The following is a 19,332-nucleotide window of genomic DNA, read 5'->3' on the forward strand; positions in this document are numbered from 1 at the left end:
TCTCCAGAAAGAATTTATAGGGTTAATTTACTTTCTTAATTTCAAAACCTAATTGTTCCAACACTTCTTTTTTGGCAACTGGAGCGACTACAGCTCTTACAGGCTTTTGCTCAAGTAAATAAGTTTGTGTGACACGCTTAAGATCGTCAATAGTAACGTTTAATAAGCGCTCGCGTAATTGCTTTCTAAACGCAGGTGTGCGTCCATGAAGCAATGCATAGCATGCAGTAATGGCTTCACCTGCGGGTGAACCAGGTTTATCCATACTAGAAACCAGACCAAGAATGGCTTCTTCAAGCTGATAATCATGCTGCTCTTTATTTAACAACCAATCTAAACTTGCTTCAAAGTCTTGGAAAGTTTCTGCAAGGCGTGGATCACGATAACTATAGAATCGGAACGAGCAAGCATTGCCATCATAACTTGCGCCCCCACCATATGCACCACCCTTTTCACGAATAGCACTATGCAGGAAACCATTGCGTAAATAGCCTGCAAGCACCATCAACGGCGCCGCATCTGGATGGGCAACATCTACAGCTTGGTAAGCAGAAGCACAAAATTGAACATTGGCTTGAATTAACCATGCTTGATCTGCATCGCTCTCATCCATAGCCACTTGCGTTAAATAGACAGGAGATTGATCAACTGCAAGTTTATCCCAAACCGTTTGCACTTCTTCAACTAAACGCTCTGAATGATGCTCTTCACACACCAATAAAAATTGTTTTGGTGCAAGCATTAAGCCCTTATGAATTGATTTTAACTCATCTATAAACGCATCATATGCCGCATCATCTTTTTCAATTTTTGCGATCAAATCACCTAGCCAATTCAATGCGCCTAGGCCGGTATTATCATAATCGCGTTTTGCCAACGCACTCATATGACGTGAGGCAATTTGCATGGCATAACTATGTCCAGAACCCGATAAACGAGAAGCCCAACGTGTTTTACGTTGTTGTAAAAGTTCGATAATACGATCTTTTTCATCAAAACGTAATTGCTCAAAAGCCAATTTAAGCAACTGAATCGCATCAAACTTATCCGTTAAAGATTTGGTTGTTAACGTCAACCATGCACTAATTTGACCTTTGTCATCGGTTTTAGAACGAAGCGAAGCACCCATTCCCAAACCGCCACTGACTGCCGTCTGTAACTGTTGAAGTTCAAGATAATCATATTCGCCCGCACCCACTTCTCCCATGAGAACAGACAGTAAGTTAAAATAAGGCGATTTTACAATTTGATCTGGAATTTGAATCAATACTTGTTGGTAGTAAATTCCATTTGTGCCTGCATGGTACAGATTCAATGGTGTATCTACCCCATTGCAAATCACTTCACGCAATTGGCCTTGAACAATGGCCAATTCAGCTGGAATGTCTTCCAAACCGACTTTAGGCAATAAGCTCAAATCATCTGGAGTTTCTTGACGAATTTTTAAAGCTTCTGTCTGAGCAATAATTTCAGCTTTATCTGCTTCTGACAAAGCCTCACCAATTTTCGCCAAACGTGCTTTTTCATCTTCTGCTTCTTGAGCAGATTTATTTGCATCTGGAACTAAAGTCATTTGTACACGATGCGGATTATCCAATAAATGAACTTGAATCAAGTTGGATAACCACATCGGATCTTTGAGTTCTTCTTTAACTTCTGCAATGGCAGTATCCACATCCCAAGCATGGATTGGATCATTATGATGAATTGCATTGCCCAAACCATTGAGAATCAGTGTTAAACCATACGGCGTACCATCACCACTGATTTCACGTTGATGTAATTCAATTTGATGCAAAATTGCATCGACCATGTCTTTATCGATAGGCTTTGAAGCAACGTCTTGAAGAATATTAAGCACGCCATTTTTAAATTCTTCAGTATGCTCAGGATTTGAACCTTGAACTCCACAATAGAATGTCATTTCATAGTTAGAATCATCTACACCCATGATTGGACCTGTAGACTGTGCATAACCACAAGTTTCTAAATAATGGCGCAACGGCGAAGCAGAGTTTTCTAAAAGAATCCCTTCAACCAAACGCATACCTAGGCGAAGTTTAACATCACTGGTTTTTGGCAATAACCAAGACAAAATATGATAAGTCTTGTCTGTTAAATCTTCTGCATCAACAGCATAGGTTTCTTGTACTTCAATCGGTGCTGTTAGTCTTTGCTCTTCTTTAGAGTAAATCGTTTCGCCTTTACTGAATTTAGACAGCGCCAACTTTTCAAATTGTTCTTGCAATTTATAAGCAGGTTCATCACCAAAGGTCATAAATACCGCATTACTTGGATGATAATGTGATTTATAGAACGCCACTAACTCATCATAAGTTAAGTCAGGAATATCCTTCGGATCACCACCAGAATTATAATGATAAGTCGTTTTCGGGAACAAATGATGTGCAAGCTGATGGTAAAGCTGATCTGAAGGTGAACTCATTGCCCCTTTCATTTCATTAAATACCACGCCTTTATAAACAGGCTCACCATTTTCCAACTCAATACGAATACCTTCTTGAGCAAAATCCAATGGATTTAAATTGGCTGCAAAAGCCGCGTCCAAATAGACTTCCAAAAGGTTTTGGAAATCCTTTTTATTTTGGGTTGCAAATGGATAAGCGGTCCAATCAGCTGCTGTAAACGCATTCATAAAAGTATTTAATGAACGACGAATCATCAAAAAGAATGGATCACGTACTGGGAATTTCTCTGAACCACACAATGCTGTATGTTCAAGAATATGTGCCTCACCTTTGGAATCCATTGGTTGAGTACGGAAAGCAACAAGGAACACATTTTCGTCGTGATCAGTTGCTAAATGGTAGTGCATTGCACCAGTCACTTTATGTTTATATTCAGACACTAAAATGTCTAAAGCTTCTACATGGTGTTGACGTACCAGCTGAAACGCAGGATGAACAGTTTGAGATAAGGTTTCAGTGACATCTACAGTCATGCGATCTCCAATATTAAATGTTTATCTATACGTTCAAGTATAACCGAAACTTAAATAAATGCGATTCATTCCTAACACTAATTCTTAGTAAATCAATCAGGATTAACCGTGACTTGCTGCTGAAATATCAAGAATACGCAATGCGATAAATAAAAAAAGTGATGATCAAAGGATTCGATCATCACTGTAAAACTTAACTTTTTAACTCAATATTTTTAAATTAGTAATACTTATGTTTTTTCTGTATCCCAACGCTGAGCGATAAAAATACAGATGAAAATCGCAATCAATAATACAGCCGATGCAGTGAAACGACTCAGGGCTAATCCACCATGATCAATCGGTTTATCCAGAAAATCACCAACCACAGCGCCTAATGGTCGAGTAAGCACAAATGCGCTCCAGAACAAAATAACCCTTGAAGTTTTTGTACATAAATACAAGGCGATGACGATGAGAATCAAAACCACATACAGCACAATCCCACCGCTATAACCCAGTCCTGCTGTATCTGATGACCAATCCCCCAATGCAGTACCTAAAGTTTGTGAAAAGGTAATGGTTAACCAATAGAACAGTTCTGCACGAGGCTGATTGATATGTGGTGAAATTGTTCCTTCGACTTTGTACCAAGCATATAAAGTCAACAATACCAAACTGAGTAATAACGTACTTCCACCTAAATAACCAATACCCAGTGAACGATCGACAAAGTCTGCTAGTGTCGTCCCCACTGTCGTACTTGCAATAATGGTAAACCAATATAAATAGGGGTGAAAAGCTTTAGCACGAATTTGAAAATAGACAAAAGCGATAAAGATAAAAGCAAAGATAAAGGTACCGACCAAATACCCTAAATTAAGTGACATTGAAACAGCATCGCCAGCCGTTTCACCAAAAGTGGTTGCAAAGATTTTGGTGATCCAAAACAGTAATGTGACTTGCGGAACTTTAGAAATCAGTACATCTAAATCATTTTGCTTCATTTGATTTATTCAGCAATTATGCGTTAAAAGCTATATTCTATGCTTCGACTTAAAATAGAATTAAAAACGTGATAAAAGTCACTTTACCCTGTTAAAAACTGAGTCATCATTTGTATTTAGCGCTTATCAAAACTTCACTAAAGCGGATGTATGTCTGATGTAGCTTGAGAATTTTTATAGAAAAGAATTGCTTAGGCTATTTTTTAGTATTTTTATCAAGAAAACTTTTTTGCAGACCAACACGGATTCATTTCCAAAAATAAACATAACCTTAAAGCTTATCGTTGTAATTCAGCGGCACCATTTTCAAATGATGCTGTTACTCAGAGTTAGAGGTATAGACCAAGGGATTTCCAAATTCACTAAATTAAATATTTAAAGTAATTATAATTTGGGTGATTTGAGACAAAAACATAATTTTGCTTTTGATAAAATGGCGCTGCATCTTTTTCACTACTTAAGCACAATGCAGAAAAATTAGATTTTGCTCTTTTTTCAAGTTCGAGCAATAAACTTTTACCCAATCCAGTTTTGCGATATTCAGGCAATACATAGAAACGGTGTACCCGACCAATTTTATGCTGAGTTTCTGAGTTCTGCTTTGTATCACCATCCTCACTGATTTGAATATTTAAACCACCGCATGCAACCAGTTTATCTCCATCAAATGCAACCAATAAAAATTCACCATGTCGATTAAATCTATTGCTGCCTTGCTGAAACTCATCAACCAAACGTTGAATAAAATGAAACCCTTCTTTTTCAGCAACTACGGCTAAATCTTGAATTTGCGCAGGCAATTGATCTACCTGTTGAATTAAAATATTCACTCAACCTCCAATATGTTTAGGGTTTGTAGACAGTTTTAACTTAATGCCTATGTTTATTTCTCAACAAAACCTAGCCGAGCGATCTCAATCAATCACATTGAAACAATCTAATTTAATCACGCACACTGATCAACACAATGGCTTAAACTACGCAATAATCGTCTCAAAAACTGGTTTTGTTCAGCACACCAGCAAGTTGTAAAATTCCAACAAACCATATTTGACAAATGTAATTGAAATTTTTTCAACAAACTACTGTAAAGCTGAGCATTCGTGTAAACTTTATGTTTTTAACATTGATGTGATGAAGAACATGGCTACAGTTGACCTTTTTGCAATTGGTAACGCGCTCATTGACCAAGAATTTAAAGTATCAGATCTCTTTTTAGCTGAACAAAATTTGCAAAAAGGCACCATGCAACTCGCAGATGGTGAATCTCAAACTCGGCTATACAATAATTTAAAAGCCAGTCAAAATTATAAAGGTCAAGCATCTGGCGGTTCAGCTGCCAATACCACAGTGGCATTCAGTGCATTAGGTTCTTCAGCATTTTATGCGTGCCGTGTTGGAAATGATGATCTAGGCACAATTTATCTCGATGGTTTAAATGATGCAGGCATCAAAACGTCGAAAAAATCAATCAGTGAAGGTGTTACGGGTACATGTATGGTTCTGGTCAGTGAAGACTCAGAACGTACGATGCAAACTTATCTCGGCATTACTGCAGAACTTTCAGATCTACAAATGGATTTTGAACCTTTAAAAACAGCGCAATGGTTATATATCGAAGGTTACTTGTCTACAAGTGATTCAGCACGCGCAGCCGTAAAACAAGCACGTCAAATTGCTCGTGATCACAAGGTTAAAATCGCATTAACCCTATCTGACCCGGCAATGGTGCAATATGCACGCCAAGGTCTAAATGAATTAATCGATGATGGTGTGGATCTAATTTTCTGTAATGAACAAGAAGCCATGATGTATACAGAAACTGACTCTGTAGAAGCTGCGCTGAATAAATTAAAAACACTAAGCACTGATGTGGTGATTACACTCAGTGAAAAAGGTGCATTAGTCGCAGATCAAAAACAACATTTTTATGTTCAAGGTCGTAAAGTAAATGCAGTAGATGCAAATGGCGCTGGTGATGCATTCTCAGGTGCTTTCTTATATGCTTTAAATAATGGTGAAAATTTACAAACCGCGGCACAACTTGCTATTCTTATTTCAAGTGAAGTGGTGTCTAAGTTTGGACCACGCCTAGACGTTGCAGAATACGCAAATCTACTCGAAACGTTCAAAAAGGAATGTGCATAAATGTCTGAAAAAATTGCAATGACCGATGAAATTGAAGAGCGTAAGGCACGTGCGTTTGACACAATGACTGGCGATACCATTTTTATCACTCAACGTGATGGCGCATTTTATGCCTACCAAAATGTCTGCCCTCATCTACAAACTGAACTGGAATTTCTGGAAAATCAGTTTTTAGATCAAGACGGCGAATATATTCAATGCTCGACGCATGGTGCTTTGTTTGAAGTTGAAACAGGTGAATGTATTTCAGGACCATGTCTGGGTGATAAACTTGAAAAAGTAAATATTTCAGTCCATTCAGATGGTGGTATCTACATCGAGGACGAATAAGGTTGGAAACTGCCATGCTTGGATTCTTATTTGAACATGAATTAATGCCCTTTCACCTCAGTGTCTTGGCTTTAATTTTGCTGAGTATGGCAGAAACTTTTGGCTACTATATCGGCTTACGGCCAAGTACCTTTCTGAAAAAAATTTCACCAGATTGGCTCATTGAGTCGCCCCTGTTACAAGTTAAATTTTCCAAAGTACTTATTTTCGTTTTTTTATTATTGAATTTTAGTTTTGCAGGCTATTTTTTACAGCTCTCTATCTTTGCAAGCAAACAAGTATTTGCCGCTTGGTATTATGTAGTTTTACCCGCATTGGTAATTGCAATCTTCTTCACCGTGTTTATGATTCATTGTTTGGATCAGGTGATAAAACCTAAAGTTACGTTGAATCAAGTTGACTTGCTTGGACGATTGGCCACAGTCTCTAGTGGTAATGCACGACCTGGGTTTTCAGCTCAAGCACGGGTCCGTGATGAAAATGGACAACTGCACTATATCCAAGTCGAACCAGAATTTGGTGAATTAGAATTTCAATCGCAAATCATCTTAATACGTTTTAGAAAATCACATTATATTGCCAAGAAAATTTCGATCTCAAATCATCTATTTAGTTCAGATCAGTATTAAAAGTCTGACTCGGTTGAGTACATCCAATACCTTTATTACGTCTCCAGCTGAATCTAATCATAACTTGCCCTCATTTTGGCCAACTTGCAATTTTAGCTTCAATCCGTGCACAAAATGACGCAATTTGAACTTGAGTAAGCGATTCAGCTTTATACAGTGACAACATTTGAAAATGGCATTTTGGTGCACAGGTACTCAATAATGCGATTTTCAATATGCGTTTTACGGGTTGCCAAAGTACCAAACGATCTACCCACCAAGCTGAACCCAATGAAGTAATCGCCAATGTGTATTTGAGGTTATCGAGTTTAGGTTGAATTGCACCCAAATCGTTTGCATGATCATAAGCAACTCCAGGAGCCCAAATACGATCAAACCAGCCTTTCAATATTGCAGGAAAACCAAACCACCAAGTCGGAAAGACCAGTATTAAAGCTTCTGCGGAAAGTAAATCATCTATATTCTCTTTGACAGCAGTTTGTTCAAATGTAGGACTGTAATAACTTTGACGTTCCTCATCTGTCAGTGCGGGTGAAAAACCAGAGGCGTACAGATCTTCAACCACAACTTCATGACCATTGGCAATTAAAGTCGCTATTGCGGTCTTCGCCAAGCTATGACAAAGACTATCAGTTACAGGGTGAGCAATAACAACTAAACATTTCATGGTGATTTCCTTTCAGCTCAATCAGTTATAACTTATTAGATAAAATGAACAAGAATTTAAATCATTGAACTTTAGCAAAAATCCAAATATAGATGAAGTTGTACATAATCAAATAAATACCCAACTATCAAAATAGAAACATCTTTTAACTTTTAATTATGACTAAAATTTAAGCATAAATCACGATTATTGTTCCCCCCATATTTGTTACTCAATTGGAATTTTTCTAAAATAATAAACTCAACAAAAATTTAAACCAACCTTTTTAATCGGAATAATTTTTCATCAAATTTAATTCAAACTAATTTAGTTGGTTTAATAAAATCTAAACAATACTATTTTACTAGGTTTTATTTTTATTAATTACAAGTGTTTTAATCAACTTTAAAATCAATACAAATTAGTATATTTTTTAACAACACAAATTTTTAAGTTATTGTTTAATTTAAATTTAATAATATATTTTTATTTTAACTGTTTTATCTATTTATTTCTTGTTGCGTTTTGTTTAATAATATAAGCATATTTAAATAATAGGCTTAACGCATGAGCTTAAAACCTAACGATTTAAACCGTCGGCTTGTCAGAGAAATTGCAGTCATATTAATAATTAAGATTGCCCTTTTAATGACGATCAAACATATCTGGTTTGATGCACCGACTATTCCTAAAGATTTTGATAACCAAGTTGCTGAGCGTATTGCTGGCAGTCCTTCCCAAATCAAGGAGACACGTTGATGATTTCTGAAAGCGTGGTCGATCTTTCGCGGTTCCAATTTGCAATGACCGCGATGTATCACTTTATATTTGTACCACTTACTCTAGGTCTGGCTTTTATTCTTGCCATTATGGAAACCACTTATGTGATTTCTGGTAAAGAAATTTATAAAGACATGACCAAATTCTGGGGCAAACTTTTCGGTATTAACTTTGCTTTAGGTGTAACCACTGGTCTGACCATGGAATTCCAGTTCGGTACAAACTGGGCGTACTACTCTCACTATGTGGGTGATATTTTTGGTGCGCCACTTGCCATTGAAGGATTGATGGCATTCTTTCTAGAATCAACTTTTATTGGTTTATTCTTCTTTGGCTGGGATCGCCTTTCAAAAGTTCAACATTTAAGTGTGACATGGTTAGTTGCGCTGGGTTCGAATTTATCCGCATTATGGATTTTAGTTGCCAATGGTTGGATGCAAAATCCTGTCGGTTCAGAATTTAATTTTGAAACCATGCGTATGGAACTTGTCGATTTTGGTGCTTTGATTTTTAACCCAGTCGCTCAAGTGAAATTTGTTCACACGGTGTCTGCTGGTTATGTCACTGGTGCAATCTTTGTTCTCGCCATTTCAAGTTATTACTTATTGAAAAAACGTGATTTACCATTTGCGCGTCGCTCTTTCGCCATCGCTGCAATCTTTGGTTTAGCGTCTACACTTTCAGTCATCTTATTGGGTGATGAATCTGGTTATGAGCTTGGTGATGTTCAAAAAACCAAGTTGGCTGCAATTGAGTCTGAGTGGGAAACACATCCAGCACCTGCACCATTTACTTTATTTGGTATTCCAAATCAGGAAGAACAACGTACTGACTATGCCATAAAAATCCCGTATGCAATGGGTATTATTGCCACACGTTCACTCGATAAAGAAGTCACAGGACTTAAAGACTTGATGGTTCAACATGAGGCACGTATCCGTAATGGTATGGTGGCATATAGCGAACTCGAAAAACTTCGTGCTGGTGACCGTTCGCCTGAACTGATGGCATCGTTCAAAAAAAACCAAAAAGATTTAGGTTATGGCTTACTTCTTAAAAAATATACTGAAAATGTAACAGATGCTTCTGAAGCACATATTCAAGCAGCAACAAAAGATACCATTCCAAATGTAACCGCATTGTTCTTCTCTTTCCGTGCAATGGTCGCTTCTGGTTTCTTGATGCTACTCCTGTTTATCCTTGCAACATTTGCTGTGGCAAAACGTAATGCAGAAAATAAACCATGGTTACTTAAATTTGCATTGTTTGCACTACCATTACCTTGGATTGCAGCACAAACAGGTTGGTATGTAGCAGAAGGTGGTCGTCAACCGTGGACTATTGGTGAAGTTTTACCTACACATCTCTCTGCCTCAAGTTTAAGTACTGGCGATGTATGGGGATCAATCATTGCATTAGCCGCGTTCTATACGGTGTTATTGATTATCGAAATGTATTTAATGATCAAATTCTCACGCTTAGGACCAAGCTCTTTACATACAGGTAAATATCACTTCGAGAAACTTGAAGCTCAGCAAGCTCAAACTGGGGAGAATCAATCATGATCGAATATGAACTTCTCAAAATTATCTGGTGGGTTTTAGTCGGTGTTCTACTGATTGGCTTTGCCCTCACTGATGGTTTCGATATGGGCTCAATGGCACTGATGCCATTTGTAGGTAAAACTGATGATGAACGCCGTGCAGCAATCAATACCATTGCACCGCATTGGGAAGGTAACCAAGTTTGGTTCGTGACTGCGGGTGGCGCACTATTTGCTGCTTGGCCTATGGTTTATGCAACGGCTTTTTCCGGTATGTATTGGGCGCTGTTGCTGGTCTTATTTGCACTCTTCCTTAGACCTGTTGGCTTTGACTATCGCTCTAAACTGCAAAATACCCAATGGCGTAATTCTTGGGATTGGGGCCTATGTATCGGTGGTGCTGTACCTGCGCTGGTTTTCGGTGTTGCATTTGGTAATATGTTCTTGGGCGTCCCGTTTACTTTAGATGAGACTGTACGTTCAACTTATACAGGTAGCTTCTTTGCCCTACTTAATCCATTTGCATTGGTCTGCGGTATTGTAAGTTTGTCGATGCTGTGTGCACATGGTGGCGCATGGTTAATGCTGCGTACAGATGGTGTACTACGCCAACGTTCTGCTAAAGCAACACAATTGATGGGTATACTCTTCTTAGTTACCTTCTTGGGTGTTGGTGCTTGGTTATATTTTGGTGGCATTGAAGGATATACTTTGGTACAACCATTTAATACCAATGCTGTCGCCAATCCGCTTGCGAAAGAAGTATTAACAACGGGTAATCATGGTTGGATGAATAACTATTCAATTTACCCAATCACCATGCTTGCACCTATTTCTGCAATCTTTGGCGCAATCCTGATTATCTTTGGTGCTGGTAAAAACAAAGCTGGCGTCAGCTTTACAGGTTCTACCTTAGCGGTGACGGGTTCAATTTTAACTGCTGGTTTTGCACTGTTCCCATTCTTAATGCCATCAAGCATTAACCCAACTGTAAGTTTAACCATGTGGGATGCGGTTTCAAGTAAGAATACATTGACAGTAATGACTGTGGTTGCTTCTATATTTGTGCCAATTATTTTAATCTATACCACATGGTGTTATTACAAAATGTGGGGCGTTATCACCAACAAACATGTTCAAGATAACTCACACAGCCTGTACTAAGGCTGTGTCTAAGCAAATAGGAGAATATTTATGTGGTATTTCGCTTGGATTCTTGGGATCTTGATGGCGTGTTTTGCAGGTGTTTTAAGCGCGCTCTATATTGAACATCATCAAGATTTGGATGAGGAATAAACCATGACAGAGATCGCAATGACAACAAAACAAAGAAAGCCGAATAAGTTTGCAATGGCCATTTCGTTTTTGATGGCATTGCCTCTTGCTGCGGTATTGTTAATTCACCCTGGGGCAATGCTTGATGCCAATGGTCACTATAACCATAGTGCGCTCATGATGGTGATGATTGGTATTTCAGGTGGCTTTATACATGGGGTAGGATTCCTACCACAGTTTTGGTTATGGAAATGGTTATTTAGCCCCTATGTCGCATGGCCACTCATGCTGTGGGGCTATTACACTTGGTTCTTTAGCTAAGTCCAAAATTTGAAACAATAAAACCCTGATTTATTCAGGGTTTTATTTTAATTGGATGAAATGCTACTCGTAACACTCTTTCTCATTTCGATTAAATGCAAATCTACAACAGGTATGCCTACATTTGCATTTAAAGGATAATCCTCCACTACACCCGTTTGTACATAGCCACGGCGCTGATAATAAGCAATCAATTCATGACGTACACTTAAAACCCACATAACGAAATGCGTAAAATGGCAATGGTTGGATAGAACTTTGTTATGAACATACTGTTCAACAAAATCTAAAACATATTTGCCAATACCTTGATTTTGTAATTGAGCTGCAATACAAAATGTGCCGATTTCCACATCATGTTGGGTAAAAGTCAAACCAATACATGCGACAATTTGCTCATCCAATTCAGCAACAAATAACTGAAAATTATCCTGAGCCAAGGCTTGTTCTAATTGCTTGGCATTGATTCGATCACCCGTGACAATTTCTGATTCACTCGTCCAACTACGACCTTCTTGTTGTCGATAAGCAGAATTAATCAGATCAACTAAATTTGTAATGTCGGATATTCGTGCTGTTCTAAAATTAAGCTGCATACAGTTTGCTTTTTAAAAAATTGAAGATAAATAGGACCAATTCAAAAATGACCAATGATAAAGCAACCTCAATGAGAATTAGCAATTCCCCACTTCGACTAGCCGAACAATGCATTTGGGCAGTTCCCGCAATACATTTAAAGATCAGCTTATAAAATGAGATTGACCAGATATATAAAATACCTAAACTAGCAAAGAAAGCTAGAAAATGGAAAATATTAGCTTTATTTTGAAAGAGTTTCGCTGTAATACAATAAGCTCGATATGGAATCCAACTAAAAGCAAATAAACCAATAACGGTAAAAATGATCGCTGCTGTATAAAAAAAATCATCTGACATCAAAAAACTTTCAAACATTTTATTCTTTTTTTTCAAAAACACACTTTGTTATAACACAAAAAAAGACCATCGAAATGGTCTTTCAGATTTACTTAAAATTATTGCTCAGCTAACCAAGTCATAAACTTCTGACGTTCCGCCTTAGTTGCATTTTGCCAAATTTGAATCAATTGGCGATCTGCTGAATTAGCGTCACTCACGGTTTGAGTGGTCTTGCTAACTGTGGTTGCTGCTGGTGATTGGCTTGTCGTTGTTGCATATACAGCTGCGGGTTGATTTACTGGCGCTTTTTTACTTGAAGTTAAATCAATCACTTTGCCAAATAAACCAGAACCTAACCAAGGCTTCGCTTCAGTATTTACACCAGTCTGTTGCACCACGAGACGGTTTTTATTGTCATAAATCGCAATCGTTGGTTGTTCTGCATATTTTTTTGCATCTTCAAAACGCTGAGGCGGATTCACTAAAGCAATTTTATAAGTTTGACCATCTTTTAAATCTGGCGCTGTCACTGTAACCACACCCGATTTTAAAATGTCATGTTCACCATTTAAATGTTCAAAATATTGCTGATAACGAACACTTACCGCAACTTGACCTGCATCGACTTTATATTCATTCTTTTTACGGATTAAACCTGAATTCACTTCTTGATCGTTCACCGCCAATACTACAATTTCTTCTGGCGCAGATAAGGTGACTGCTGCAAAAACTGATCCGCTTAGCATTAAAGCTAATGCAGCAACGCCGTATTTAAAAGCCATATTGCTCTACTCTTATGTCAAAAATATGTAAAATTTATTGCACTATGCAATGTCGTGATGACAGTTTTATGACAATGGCGATTTGTTCTGATTTTTATAATGAAACTATATTCATTTTACTTATCACATAATTTTATCATTTACTGGAAAAACCATTCATCTGCTTGTCCTGAACGCACATTTTAAAATTATTTTTTCTTATTTATAACTACAGCATTTGAATAGCACACATTCAAAATAAGCATAATTCTAAAAAACAAATTAACAGGATGTTCCCCATGAATAAGAAAACCATATCCAGATTTAAAGCAATATTAACGAGATGTATCATCGGTATTACAACTGTTTTTGTCGTACCTTATGCCACACAAACAATGGCAGCAACCAGCTATGCCACTCAAGCGAGTCCTGCACAACTGTCAAAACTTGCCTACAATATGAACGCCAATATGGCACAACGCAACCTCAACACATCTGAAAAAAATCTGTACCAGCAACTTTACAACATTGCCAATAATCAAACCACTTTATACGATCCGTCTATTACCTCCACCATTCAACAATACGAAAATATTCGTAGCAAAATTCGCCAGCAATTTTCTACAGTTAGACAATTGGCGATAAATACTTATGGTAATCAATCACAACAAAAAATAGTGTTGGCGACCAATGCCTTTATTTTGATGTATTACGATGCACTCAGTCGTAATAACCCAAAATTTTTCTGGCCAAATCTGGGGATTTTTGTAGCCAATGATGTCCGTTCAACGTATGCATTAACCTTCTCATTGTCCAATGCTTTAGATCCCTTAAATGTCACCAATGGTCAAAGTGTCATTATTGCGGGGATGAATGTACCGACATTACAGTCCACTATTGCCCAAGCCAATAATGAATTAATTAATGGGCAAGCCAATGTGATGGCAGATATTGGTGGACTCAGTATTATGCATCAACACTATGATGCTTTGGTGTTAGCGCAACAACTAACTGGCTACGGATCTACCTTGACACAAGCATTTCAATTACAAAAAATCGCGGATGAAGAAGCGCTTAGATCAGGTATTTATTCATCAAAATTTAAAAAACTGGCTACAAATGCAGCCATTAGCTTTGGCATTCATGAACAGGAGAAAATTTTACAACCGATGTGGGATAAGCCATTAATGCGTGATTTTGCTAAACTTAATGATTTTATGTTGTCACTCAGTTTAGAAAATTTAGGCTTACGTGGTGATATCTTTGTGGGCATCAATAAATTTAAATTAATTTTCACTCCCTATCTGATTATACGCGCACCATTCACAGCAACCAATCTGGCCAATGTACAACATCGTATCGCAATTGCACGTAACGGTTTTAATGTGCTAAATGAATGGAAACAAAATATATTCTTCGCACCATGGATTCCAATCTATCAATCACATATTGGTAAAGGTAATGGATTGTACCAACCTGTAGGTGCGCGATAAATCATTAAACACCTCGATGCACAACATTACACTTTTTTCAAAGCGACTACATTTTGAGCACAGTTCTTGCTTGTTTAATGTTGTGTATATCGCACAATAAAAATACTCAACAAAAAATGAGGTGCAACATGATTTTTAAAGACCATATAGTCCGTGTTGAAAACATTAAAACGATGCAAATGCTGGATAAAGCTAAGTTAGATCATCAGGTTATTGCGATGTTTATGACTTGTGAAGGCATTCCTTTAAAAACCAGTGAAGTGACTGCGCTTTTAAAACAATATGAAATGCTAGGACAGCACAAAGTTCCAGCTAAAAAAGCCAAGGCATTGCTTCAAGCTAAAATGGAGCATTTTGAGGATTCTGAATTACCGTGCCCTGCTGCTTACTAAGGCAGCTAAGCGTTAGGATTATTGTTTAAATCACCTTTTATCGGTAAATAGAATCAATAGATACGTTCTATTTACCGCATTTAAACTGCTAAACCATACAAGCTTTATTTCCCCAAAGTCCCACATTGTTGCTTTTACAAAGGGATTATAAATATTTGCTTTTCAAAATGATAATGTAAACCAGACTGCGCTATTTTATCCTGCAATACTTCTGAATGGTCAATATGTTTTGATGCAACGAAGCGCCCCATATAACGGCTCTCAATCGGATCAATTTGAATATTTTTAAGTGCTTTGAGCAAGAAAATACCATAACGGCATTCTACGTACAGTCCAGATGAAAAGATTAAAAAATGATCCCATTCCGAAACATCTAAACTTACACTCAACTGGATTCAATCGTTGAGATTTAGTCTTTGAATATCATTGAATAATCATACAATGGGTTCAATCATCATCAAATATGTATATTTTATAAAACATTCATTTTAAGCAATCAGCTTTCACCTATATAGATGTGTATAATGAAAAGTCCTTAATAATTTATATATTTATCTCTATGCTTCAAATTCTGCAAAAACAGCTGGATGAAAGTACATTTTGCCCACTTTGTCAGGCAAGTATGTATTATGTTGAAGCTGAAGAATTTGAGAAAGAAGTCAGTTTTCACCAATGTAGCCATTGCAATCATCAAGTTTTTCAAAACAATCAACGCAACTGTCATTGTGAAACATGCCAAAGCAAACGGCGTAAACTGATTAAAGAAACTCGCTTGCAAGAAACTCGTAAGCTAAAGAAAAAAGATAATTTTGAATTAGGTTTAGACCAGCTCAGTTTTTTACATAAATTATTTTTACTGAGTATTTTAGACAATCAGGTGCATGAAAATACCAACCATCAAGAGTTTATTGATTGGGAAGTGATTAAATATCATCCCATTACCCCCAATTACTATTTTCAAAGTCAACTTCTCAATCAACTGATTAAAGACAATGTTTTTGTTGCCAAAGATTTTAGTGATGATGCACATCAATACTATATCAATGTTCGTTTGGATGGTTATTCCGAACCGAGTATGTTTAGTATCGCAACACAACTACGCCATTGGTTCTATGAAAATCTAAGCCAAGGTATCCCATTTAAAACATCCGAAGAAGTCAAAAATGCACTCTATGTTGTGCTGTATCAAGAAATTGTACAGTTTACCCAACATTATTGTCGCACGTGGGGTATCCAGATTTCGGGCAATAAAAACTTCCAAATCTTCTGTTATCACCTACTCGACACATTAGCCGTTGGGCAAATTTTCTATCTCATTCAAACTGCGCTTGAATATTTATATCAAAAAAAGGCGCTACAAGTTCGTAACGAAAACTTTATTAATACCAATATTCTCAAAAAAACAGTGCAACAATATCGAGAACGTGCAATTGCAGAAAAATGGGAAACCTCAACCCTGCCACGTCCACCGAATATTCCATTAAGTAGGATGAGTGAAATACTGTTTTATCGGTTTTTAGGCTACGATGAAGGTATCTTCTTTCAACCTGTGTGGAAATCTTGGAAAAAGATTGAACCACGCTTAAATTTCTATTCACAAAAGCGCTGTATGTATTGTGGCTCAAACGAATTAACGGTTGAGTATGATGCACAAAATTATGTGACATTATTTTGTCGCAGTTGCAAACACCAAGACCACTACTTTACTCAGTAAGGAGCATTTATGAATCATCCTGAAAATATTACACATTCTCAAACGGATCAACTTCATACCCACACTGATGTCATTTTACAAAAAGTTGTGGATGCTTGGACTGAGTTACAAACTCAACAGCCCTTAGTCCAGTGTATCACCAACAGTGTTGCAGCAAATTATGCTGCCAATGTCTTACTGGCTGCTGGGGCTTCCCCTGCAATGATTGATAACCCATTTGAGGCTGAAAGCTTTGCTTCTATTGCTGCGGCATTAAGTATCAATGTGGGAACGCCGACCTCTGAACAAATGCAGGCCATGCAAATTTCAGCACAAACTGTAGCAAGTAAAAATACACCGTGGGTTCTCGACCCTGTTGGTTATGGTGCATTTCTCAAATGGCGCAGTGAAATGGTTGATCAATTGGTTTTGCTTAAACCGACTGTTATTCGTGGTAATGCCTCAGAGATCAGTGCACTTGCAGGTAATCAAGTTGAATCCAAAGGTGTAGACAGTACTGTGTCAAGCAATGAAGTGTATTTACAGGCTTTAGCACTTTTAACCCATACCGAATGTGTTGCAATTTCTGGTGAATCTGACTTTATCCTTTCTAAACAGCTCAATAGCGTGATTCAGGTCAATGGTGGAAGCTATTTACAGCCTAAAGTCACGGCAACAGGTTGCGCTTTAGGGGCATTAATTGCTGCGTATAGTGCAGTCACAACAGCCACGATTGCAACAATCTCTGCACATATCCATTTTGCGATTGCAGGAAAACTGGCTTTTGAAAAAGCCCAAGCTGTTGGAAGCTTTAATGTCGCATTTTTAGATGAAATATATCAAATGAGTGCAGATAAAATTTGGCAATATGCAGACATAGAAGTTTTAAGTCTTTAGACTAAACATATAAATTTACTTTTTAGCATTAAAATTAAGCTTAAACCTATGGAATCACTGATGTCATTACGAGAAGAAGAAAAATTGTTTTGGGACGCAATAGACCAGTCGAATCATAACAAAGATGCTCACTGGTCTGACTATGATATTGACCAGCATTTACAAGATCTTGTGCAATATTTATCTCAATTAGATAAACAACAACTGATTACTTTCGAAAAAACACTCCAGCTCAAACTCTCACAACTCTATAGTGCTGAAATCGCAGAACTCTCGACAATTTTAGAATCTGATTTTACTGAAAAAGATGGTATTTTCAATTTCGATGCTTATCTATCAGATGATGGTTTTATTTATTTTAGATGTTGGTTAATCCTCAAAGGTAAGGAATTCTTTGATGACATACAAGAAGATATTCAAAACTTTGTTAGCGGAAAATATAGTTTTGATATAGGCGATACTTGGGCTGAGGGTCTACTCTATGTTGCTGATGAGGCATATAGCGTTCATCATGAAAATGAAGAAGAGTCTGAGATTCGTGATGCGGTATATTTACAATATCCAGAACATCACTATGATTTTGCAGCTGGCGAGATTGAAAGAGATTTACTCAATGGTGCTGAGTTACAAGCGCGATATCCAAAACTGGTTAAAGCAATATGCGAACTCAGAAGTGAATAAGTAAAAGATTGGGGCTTATTTTTAAGCCCCAATCTGATTATTTTTGCACAAAAACTTTTTTATAAATTTCTCGTGGCATTTCAGCAAACTCTACACAGAGCTGAATTTCTAAACCCTGTGCAGAATAACCTTCAAATGACTGTAAAAATTGCGATAAATTTTCAGTCATTAAGTCTTTTTGTGGTTCAGTACGACCACTTAGACCTTGTAAACGTACAAAAATAAATGCTTGATTACTCTGCTCGCCGCTTTCATCCCCAAAGCCAATCAAATAATCCGAAACTGATTGAATACGGGATTTAATATCATGTGCTTCACTCACTAAGCCTGTATCAAACAATGCATGATTTAAACCCAACATCAATTTCTTTTTATCTAAATTCTGAATATTGTCAGAATAATCAATAAACATTTGTGGCATCGTATTAACCGTTTGAAAGTACTGGATATTGGTCAGAATTATAGCATTATCATATAAAAAAACTGTAAAATTAACGCGATTAGTTTGAAATATGGCTTATATTTTTTCAATACATTGCGCGTAATTCAAATCACCAAAATAATTTGCAATACTTTCTTGTTTGTTTATGTCTGCGACTATTTCAATATTTTCATAGATGTAATTCAACATTATTTTTAAGTATTCTGTTTCATCACCCGTTTTTTCACCATAAGTATCAACAAAAGCGATTTGTTCAGCTTTTGATTTTCCATTTGGTTGCTGATTAACAAAATAATAAGCGATCTCTCTAAATTTACTACAGGCGACTTGTTTTTCAGTTTCGGCATATGTTGCTGTGGTTATAAAGATCAGCAATATTTTAGTGTAAAAAACATTATCATTTATACTTTATGCTGCATGCATTTTATAAATTTC

At 37.1% G+C, this 19,332-nt stretch carries 23 protein-coding genes; 13 read left to right on the forward strand and 10 right to left on the reverse strand.

The window, feature by feature from the left end; genetic code table 11:
* Positions 1-22 precede the first annotated feature (22 nt).
* The 3 genes from ACZ5QH_RS12650 to ACZ5QH_RS12660 form a co-directional block, all read right to left on the reverse strand.
* A complete protein-coding gene (locus ACZ5QH_RS12650) occupies positions 23-2,962 on the reverse strand; it encodes an insulinase family protein (RefSeq protein WP_151803402.1) in 2,940 nt (979 codons plus the stop codon).
* A 230-nt stretch (positions 2,963-3,192) separates the two neighbouring features.
* The gene (locus ACZ5QH_RS12655; RefSeq protein WP_303576832.1) at positions 3,193-3,948 is read right to left on the reverse strand and encodes a COG4705 family protein; all 756 of its coding nucleotides are present in this window, start codon (positions 3,946-3,948) and stop codon (positions 3,193-3,195) included.
* Between the two features lie 362 nt (positions 3,949-4,310).
* A complete protein-coding gene (locus ACZ5QH_RS12660) occupies positions 4,311-4,778 on the reverse strand; it encodes a GNAT family N-acetyltransferase (protein ID WP_303576831.1) in 468 nt (155 codons plus the stop codon).
* 313 nt (positions 4,779-5,091) lie between these two features.
* Between ACZ5QH_RS12660 and ACZ5QH_RS12665 the strand changes: the two genes are divergently transcribed.
* The 3 genes from ACZ5QH_RS12665 to ACZ5QH_RS12675 are packed head-to-tail and all read left to right on the forward strand — an operon-like array spanning position 5,092 to position 7,055.
* The gene (locus ACZ5QH_RS12665; RefSeq protein ID WP_004822172.1) at positions 5,092-6,096 is read left to right on the forward strand and encodes an adenosine kinase; all 1,005 of its coding nucleotides are present in this window, start codon (positions 5,092-5,094) and stop codon (positions 6,094-6,096) included.
* An 18-nt stretch (positions 6,097-6,114) separates the two neighbouring features.
* Entirely contained in the window at positions 6,115-6,426 is a 312-nt protein-coding gene (locus tag ACZ5QH_RS12670) for a Rieske (2Fe-2S) protein (RefSeq protein WP_162242519.1), read from the forward strand.
* A 14-nt stretch (positions 6,427-6,440) separates the two neighbouring features.
* Entirely contained in the window at positions 6,441-7,055 is a 615-nt protein-coding gene (locus tag ACZ5QH_RS12675; protein ID WP_004822174.1) for an OB-fold-containig protein, read from the forward strand.
* 70 nt (positions 7,056-7,125) lie between these two features.
* Here the strand turns inward: ACZ5QH_RS12675 and ACZ5QH_RS12680 are convergent, their stop codons facing one another.
* Entirely contained in the window at positions 7,126-7,722 is a 597-nt protein-coding gene (locus ACZ5QH_RS12680) for an NAD(P)H-dependent oxidoreductase (RefSeq protein WP_303576830.1), read from the reverse strand.
* Positions 7,723-8,268: 546 nt separating this feature from the next.
* On the opposite strand from ACZ5QH_RS12680, the gene cydP reads away from it, so the two are divergent.
* From cydP to ACZ5QH_RS12705, 5 genes are read left to right on the forward strand one after another with little or no spacing between them, the layout of a single operon-like run.
* The gene (cydP, locus tag ACZ5QH_RS12685) at positions 8,269-8,460 is read left to right on the forward strand and encodes a cytochrome oxidase putative small subunit CydP (RefSeq protein WP_004719678.1); all 192 of its coding nucleotides are present in this window, start codon (positions 8,269-8,271) and stop codon (positions 8,458-8,460) included.
* Positions 8,460-10,046, forward strand: a complete 1,587-nt coding sequence (locus ACZ5QH_RS12690) for a cytochrome ubiquinol oxidase subunit I (protein ID WP_303576829.1) — start codon at positions 8,460-8,462, stop codon at positions 10,044-10,046. The genes cydP and ACZ5QH_RS12690 overlap by 1 nt, the downstream gene beginning before the upstream one ends.
* The gene (cydB, locus tag ACZ5QH_RS12695) at positions 10,043-11,188 is read left to right on the forward strand and encodes a cytochrome d ubiquinol oxidase subunit II (protein WP_303576828.1); all 1,146 of its coding nucleotides are present in this window, start codon (positions 10,043-10,045) and stop codon (positions 11,186-11,188) included. Before ACZ5QH_RS12690 ends, cydB begins: the two co-directional genes overlap by 4 nt.
* Before the next feature lie 30 nt (positions 11,189-11,218).
* A complete protein-coding gene (gene cydX / locus ACZ5QH_RS12700) occupies positions 11,219-11,320 on the forward strand; it encodes a cytochrome bd-I oxidase subunit CydX (RefSeq protein ID WP_002120988.1) in 102 nt (33 codons plus the stop codon).
* Positions 11,321-11,323: 3 nt separating this feature from the next.
* Complete coding sequence (locus tag ACZ5QH_RS12705) at positions 11,324-11,620, forward strand: cyd operon YbgE family protein (protein ID WP_004719673.1); 297 nt, start codon at positions 11,324-11,326, stop codon at positions 11,618-11,620.
* A 47-nt stretch (positions 11,621-11,667) separates the two neighbouring features.
* Here the strand turns inward: ACZ5QH_RS12705 and ACZ5QH_RS12710 are convergent, their stop codons facing one another.
* The 3 genes from ACZ5QH_RS12710 to ACZ5QH_RS12720 all read right to left on the reverse strand — a co-directional run bounded on the left by ACZ5QH_RS12710 (position 11,668) and on the right by ACZ5QH_RS12720 (position 13,320).
* Positions 11,668-12,216: a GNAT family N-acetyltransferase gene (locus tag ACZ5QH_RS12710; RefSeq protein WP_303576826.1), complete on the reverse strand. Its 549-nt coding sequence runs from the start codon at positions 12,214-12,216 to the stop codon at positions 11,668-11,670.
* Positions 12,206-12,592, reverse strand: a complete 387-nt coding sequence (locus tag ACZ5QH_RS12715) for a hypothetical protein (protein WP_303576825.1) — start codon at positions 12,590-12,592, stop codon at positions 12,206-12,208. Before ACZ5QH_RS12715 ends, ACZ5QH_RS12710 begins: the two co-directional genes overlap by 11 nt.
* Before the next feature lie 62 nt (positions 12,593-12,654).
* Positions 12,655-13,320 carry a DUF2057 domain-containing protein gene (locus ACZ5QH_RS12720; RefSeq protein WP_303576824.1) on the reverse strand — a complete coding sequence of 222 codons (666 nt, stop codon included), beginning with the start codon at positions 13,318-13,320 and terminating at the stop codon, positions 12,655-12,657.
* Between the two features lie 278 nt (positions 13,321-13,598).
* On the opposite strand from ACZ5QH_RS12720, the gene ACZ5QH_RS12725 reads away from it, so the two are divergent.
* Together ACZ5QH_RS12725 and ACZ5QH_RS12730 are read left to right on the forward strand one after the other, a co-directional pair.
* Positions 13,599-14,792, forward strand: coding sequence for a hypothetical protein (locus ACZ5QH_RS12725; protein WP_303576823.1), 1,194 nt, complete (start codon positions 13,599-13,601; stop codon positions 14,790-14,792).
* 128 nt (positions 14,793-14,920) lie between these two features.
* Complete coding sequence (locus tag ACZ5QH_RS12730; RefSeq protein WP_004719666.1) at positions 14,921-15,184, forward strand: hypothetical protein; 264 nt, start codon at positions 14,921-14,923, stop codon at positions 15,182-15,184.
* Positions 15,185-15,318: 134 nt separating this feature from the next.
* Here the strand turns inward: ACZ5QH_RS12730 and ACZ5QH_RS12735 are convergent, their stop codons facing one another.
* A complete protein-coding gene (locus tag ACZ5QH_RS12735) occupies positions 15,319-15,573 on the reverse strand; it encodes a DUF6678 family protein (RefSeq protein WP_303576822.1) in 255 nt (84 codons plus the stop codon).
* Positions 15,574-15,743: 170 nt separating this feature from the next.
* Here ACZ5QH_RS12735 and ACZ5QH_RS12740 point away from each other — a divergent pair, with 170 nt between their 5' ends.
* Genes ACZ5QH_RS12740 through ACZ5QH_RS12750 form a run of 3 tightly spaced genes read left to right on the forward strand, consistent with a single transcriptional unit; the run spans position 15,744 to position 18,455 of the window.
* Positions 15,744-16,898: a hypothetical protein gene (locus ACZ5QH_RS12740; RefSeq protein WP_004719663.1), complete on the forward strand. Its 1,155-nt coding sequence runs from the start codon at positions 15,744-15,746 to the stop codon at positions 16,896-16,898.
* Positions 16,899-16,907: 9 nt separating this feature from the next.
* Positions 16,908-17,774 carry a hydroxyethylthiazole kinase gene (gene thiM, locus ACZ5QH_RS12745; protein WP_303576821.1) on the forward strand — a complete coding sequence of 289 codons (867 nt, stop codon included), beginning with the start codon at positions 16,908-16,910 and terminating at the stop codon, positions 17,772-17,774.
* Positions 17,775-17,834: 60 nt separating this feature from the next.
* Positions 17,835-18,455, forward strand: a complete 621-nt coding sequence (locus ACZ5QH_RS12750) for a DUF4240 domain-containing protein (RefSeq protein WP_303576820.1) — start codon at positions 17,835-17,837, stop codon at positions 18,453-18,455.
* Between the two features lie 37 nt (positions 18,456-18,492).
* On the opposite strand, the gene ACZ5QH_RS12755 is transcribed toward ACZ5QH_RS12750, so the two are convergent.
* Together ACZ5QH_RS12755 and ACZ5QH_RS12760 are read right to left on the reverse strand one after the other, a co-directional pair.
* Positions 18,493-18,876 carry a 5-carboxymethyl-2-hydroxymuconate Delta-isomerase gene (locus ACZ5QH_RS12755; RefSeq protein ID WP_303576819.1) on the reverse strand — a complete coding sequence of 128 codons (384 nt, stop codon included), beginning with the start codon at positions 18,874-18,876 and terminating at the stop codon, positions 18,493-18,495.
* 96 nt (positions 18,877-18,972) lie between these two features.
* Positions 18,973-19,272: a hypothetical protein gene (locus ACZ5QH_RS12760; protein ID WP_303576818.1), complete on the reverse strand. Its 300-nt coding sequence runs from the start codon at positions 19,270-19,272 to the stop codon at positions 18,973-18,975.
* Between the last annotated feature and the right edge of the window lie 60 nt (positions 19,273-19,332).

It is taken from the genome of Acinetobacter sp. Ac8 (assembly GCF_055392545.1).

Excerpts from the sequence above, each read along its gene's own strand:
- ACZ5QH_RS12680 (WP_303576830.1), bottom strand. The coding sequence starts at position 7,722 with ATGAAATGTTTAGTTGTTATTGCTCACCCTGTAACTGATAGTCTTTGT.
- ACZ5QH_RS12740 (WP_004719663.1), top strand. The coding sequence starts at position 15,744 with ATGCTTCAAATTCTGCAAAAACAGCTGGATGAAAGTACATTTTGCCCA.
- ACZ5QH_RS12725 (WP_303576823.1), top strand. The coding sequence starts at position 13,599 with ATGAATAAGAAAACCATATCCAGATTTAAAGCAATATTAACGAGATGT.
- ACZ5QH_RS12655 (WP_303576832.1), bottom strand. The coding sequence starts at position 3,948 with ATGAAGCAAAATGATTTAGATGTACTGATTTCTAAAGTTCCGCAAGTC.
- ACZ5QH_RS12675 (WP_004822174.1), top strand. The coding sequence starts at position 6,441 with ATGCTTGGATTCTTATTTGAACATGAATTAATGCCCTTTCACCTCAGT.
- cydP (WP_004719678.1), top strand. The coding sequence starts at position 8,269 with ATGAGCTTAAAACCTAACGATTTAAACCGTCGGCTTGTCAGAGAAATT.
- ACZ5QH_RS12710 (WP_303576826.1), bottom strand. The coding sequence starts at position 12,216 with ATGCAGCTTAATTTTAGAACAGCACGAATATCCGACATTACAAATTTA.
- ACZ5QH_RS12705 (WP_004719673.1), top strand. The coding sequence starts at position 11,324 with ATGACAGAGATCGCAATGACAACAAAACAAAGAAAGCCGAATAAGTTT.
- cydX (WP_002120988.1), top strand. The coding sequence starts at position 11,219 with ATGTGGTATTTCGCTTGGATTCTTGGGATCTTGATGGCGTGTTTTGCA.
- ACZ5QH_RS12670 (WP_162242519.1), top strand. The coding sequence starts at position 6,115 with ATGACCGATGAAATTGAAGAGCGTAAGGCACGTGCGTTTGACACAATG.
- thiM (WP_303576821.1), top strand. The coding sequence starts at position 16,908 with ATGAATCATCCTGAAAATATTACACATTCTCAAACGGATCAACTTCAT.
- ACZ5QH_RS12730 (WP_004719666.1), top strand. The coding sequence starts at position 14,921 with ATGATTTTTAAAGACCATATAGTCCGTGTTGAAAACATTAAAACGATG.
- ACZ5QH_RS12690 (WP_303576829.1), top strand. The coding sequence starts at position 8,460 with ATGATTTCTGAAAGCGTGGTCGATCTTTCGCGGTTCCAATTTGCAATG.
- ACZ5QH_RS12665 (WP_004822172.1), top strand. The coding sequence starts at position 5,092 with ATGGCTACAGTTGACCTTTTTGCAATTGGTAACGCGCTCATTGACCAA.
- ACZ5QH_RS12720 (WP_303576824.1), bottom strand. The coding sequence starts at position 13,320 with ATGGCTTTTAAATACGGCGTTGCTGCATTAGCTTTAATGCTAAGCGGA.
- ACZ5QH_RS12755 (WP_303576819.1), bottom strand. The coding sequence starts at position 18,876 with ATGCCACAAATGTTTATTGATTATTCTGACAATATTCAGAATTTAGAT.
- ACZ5QH_RS12650 (WP_151803402.1), bottom strand. The coding sequence starts at position 2,962 with ATGACTGTAGATGTCACTGAAACCTTATCTCAAACTGTTCATCCTGCG.
- cydB (WP_303576828.1), top strand. The coding sequence starts at position 10,043 with ATGATCGAATATGAACTTCTCAAAATTATCTGGTGGGTTTTAGTCGGT.
- ACZ5QH_RS12750 (WP_303576820.1), top strand. The coding sequence starts at position 17,835 with ATGTCATTACGAGAAGAAGAAAAATTGTTTTGGGACGCAATAGACCAG.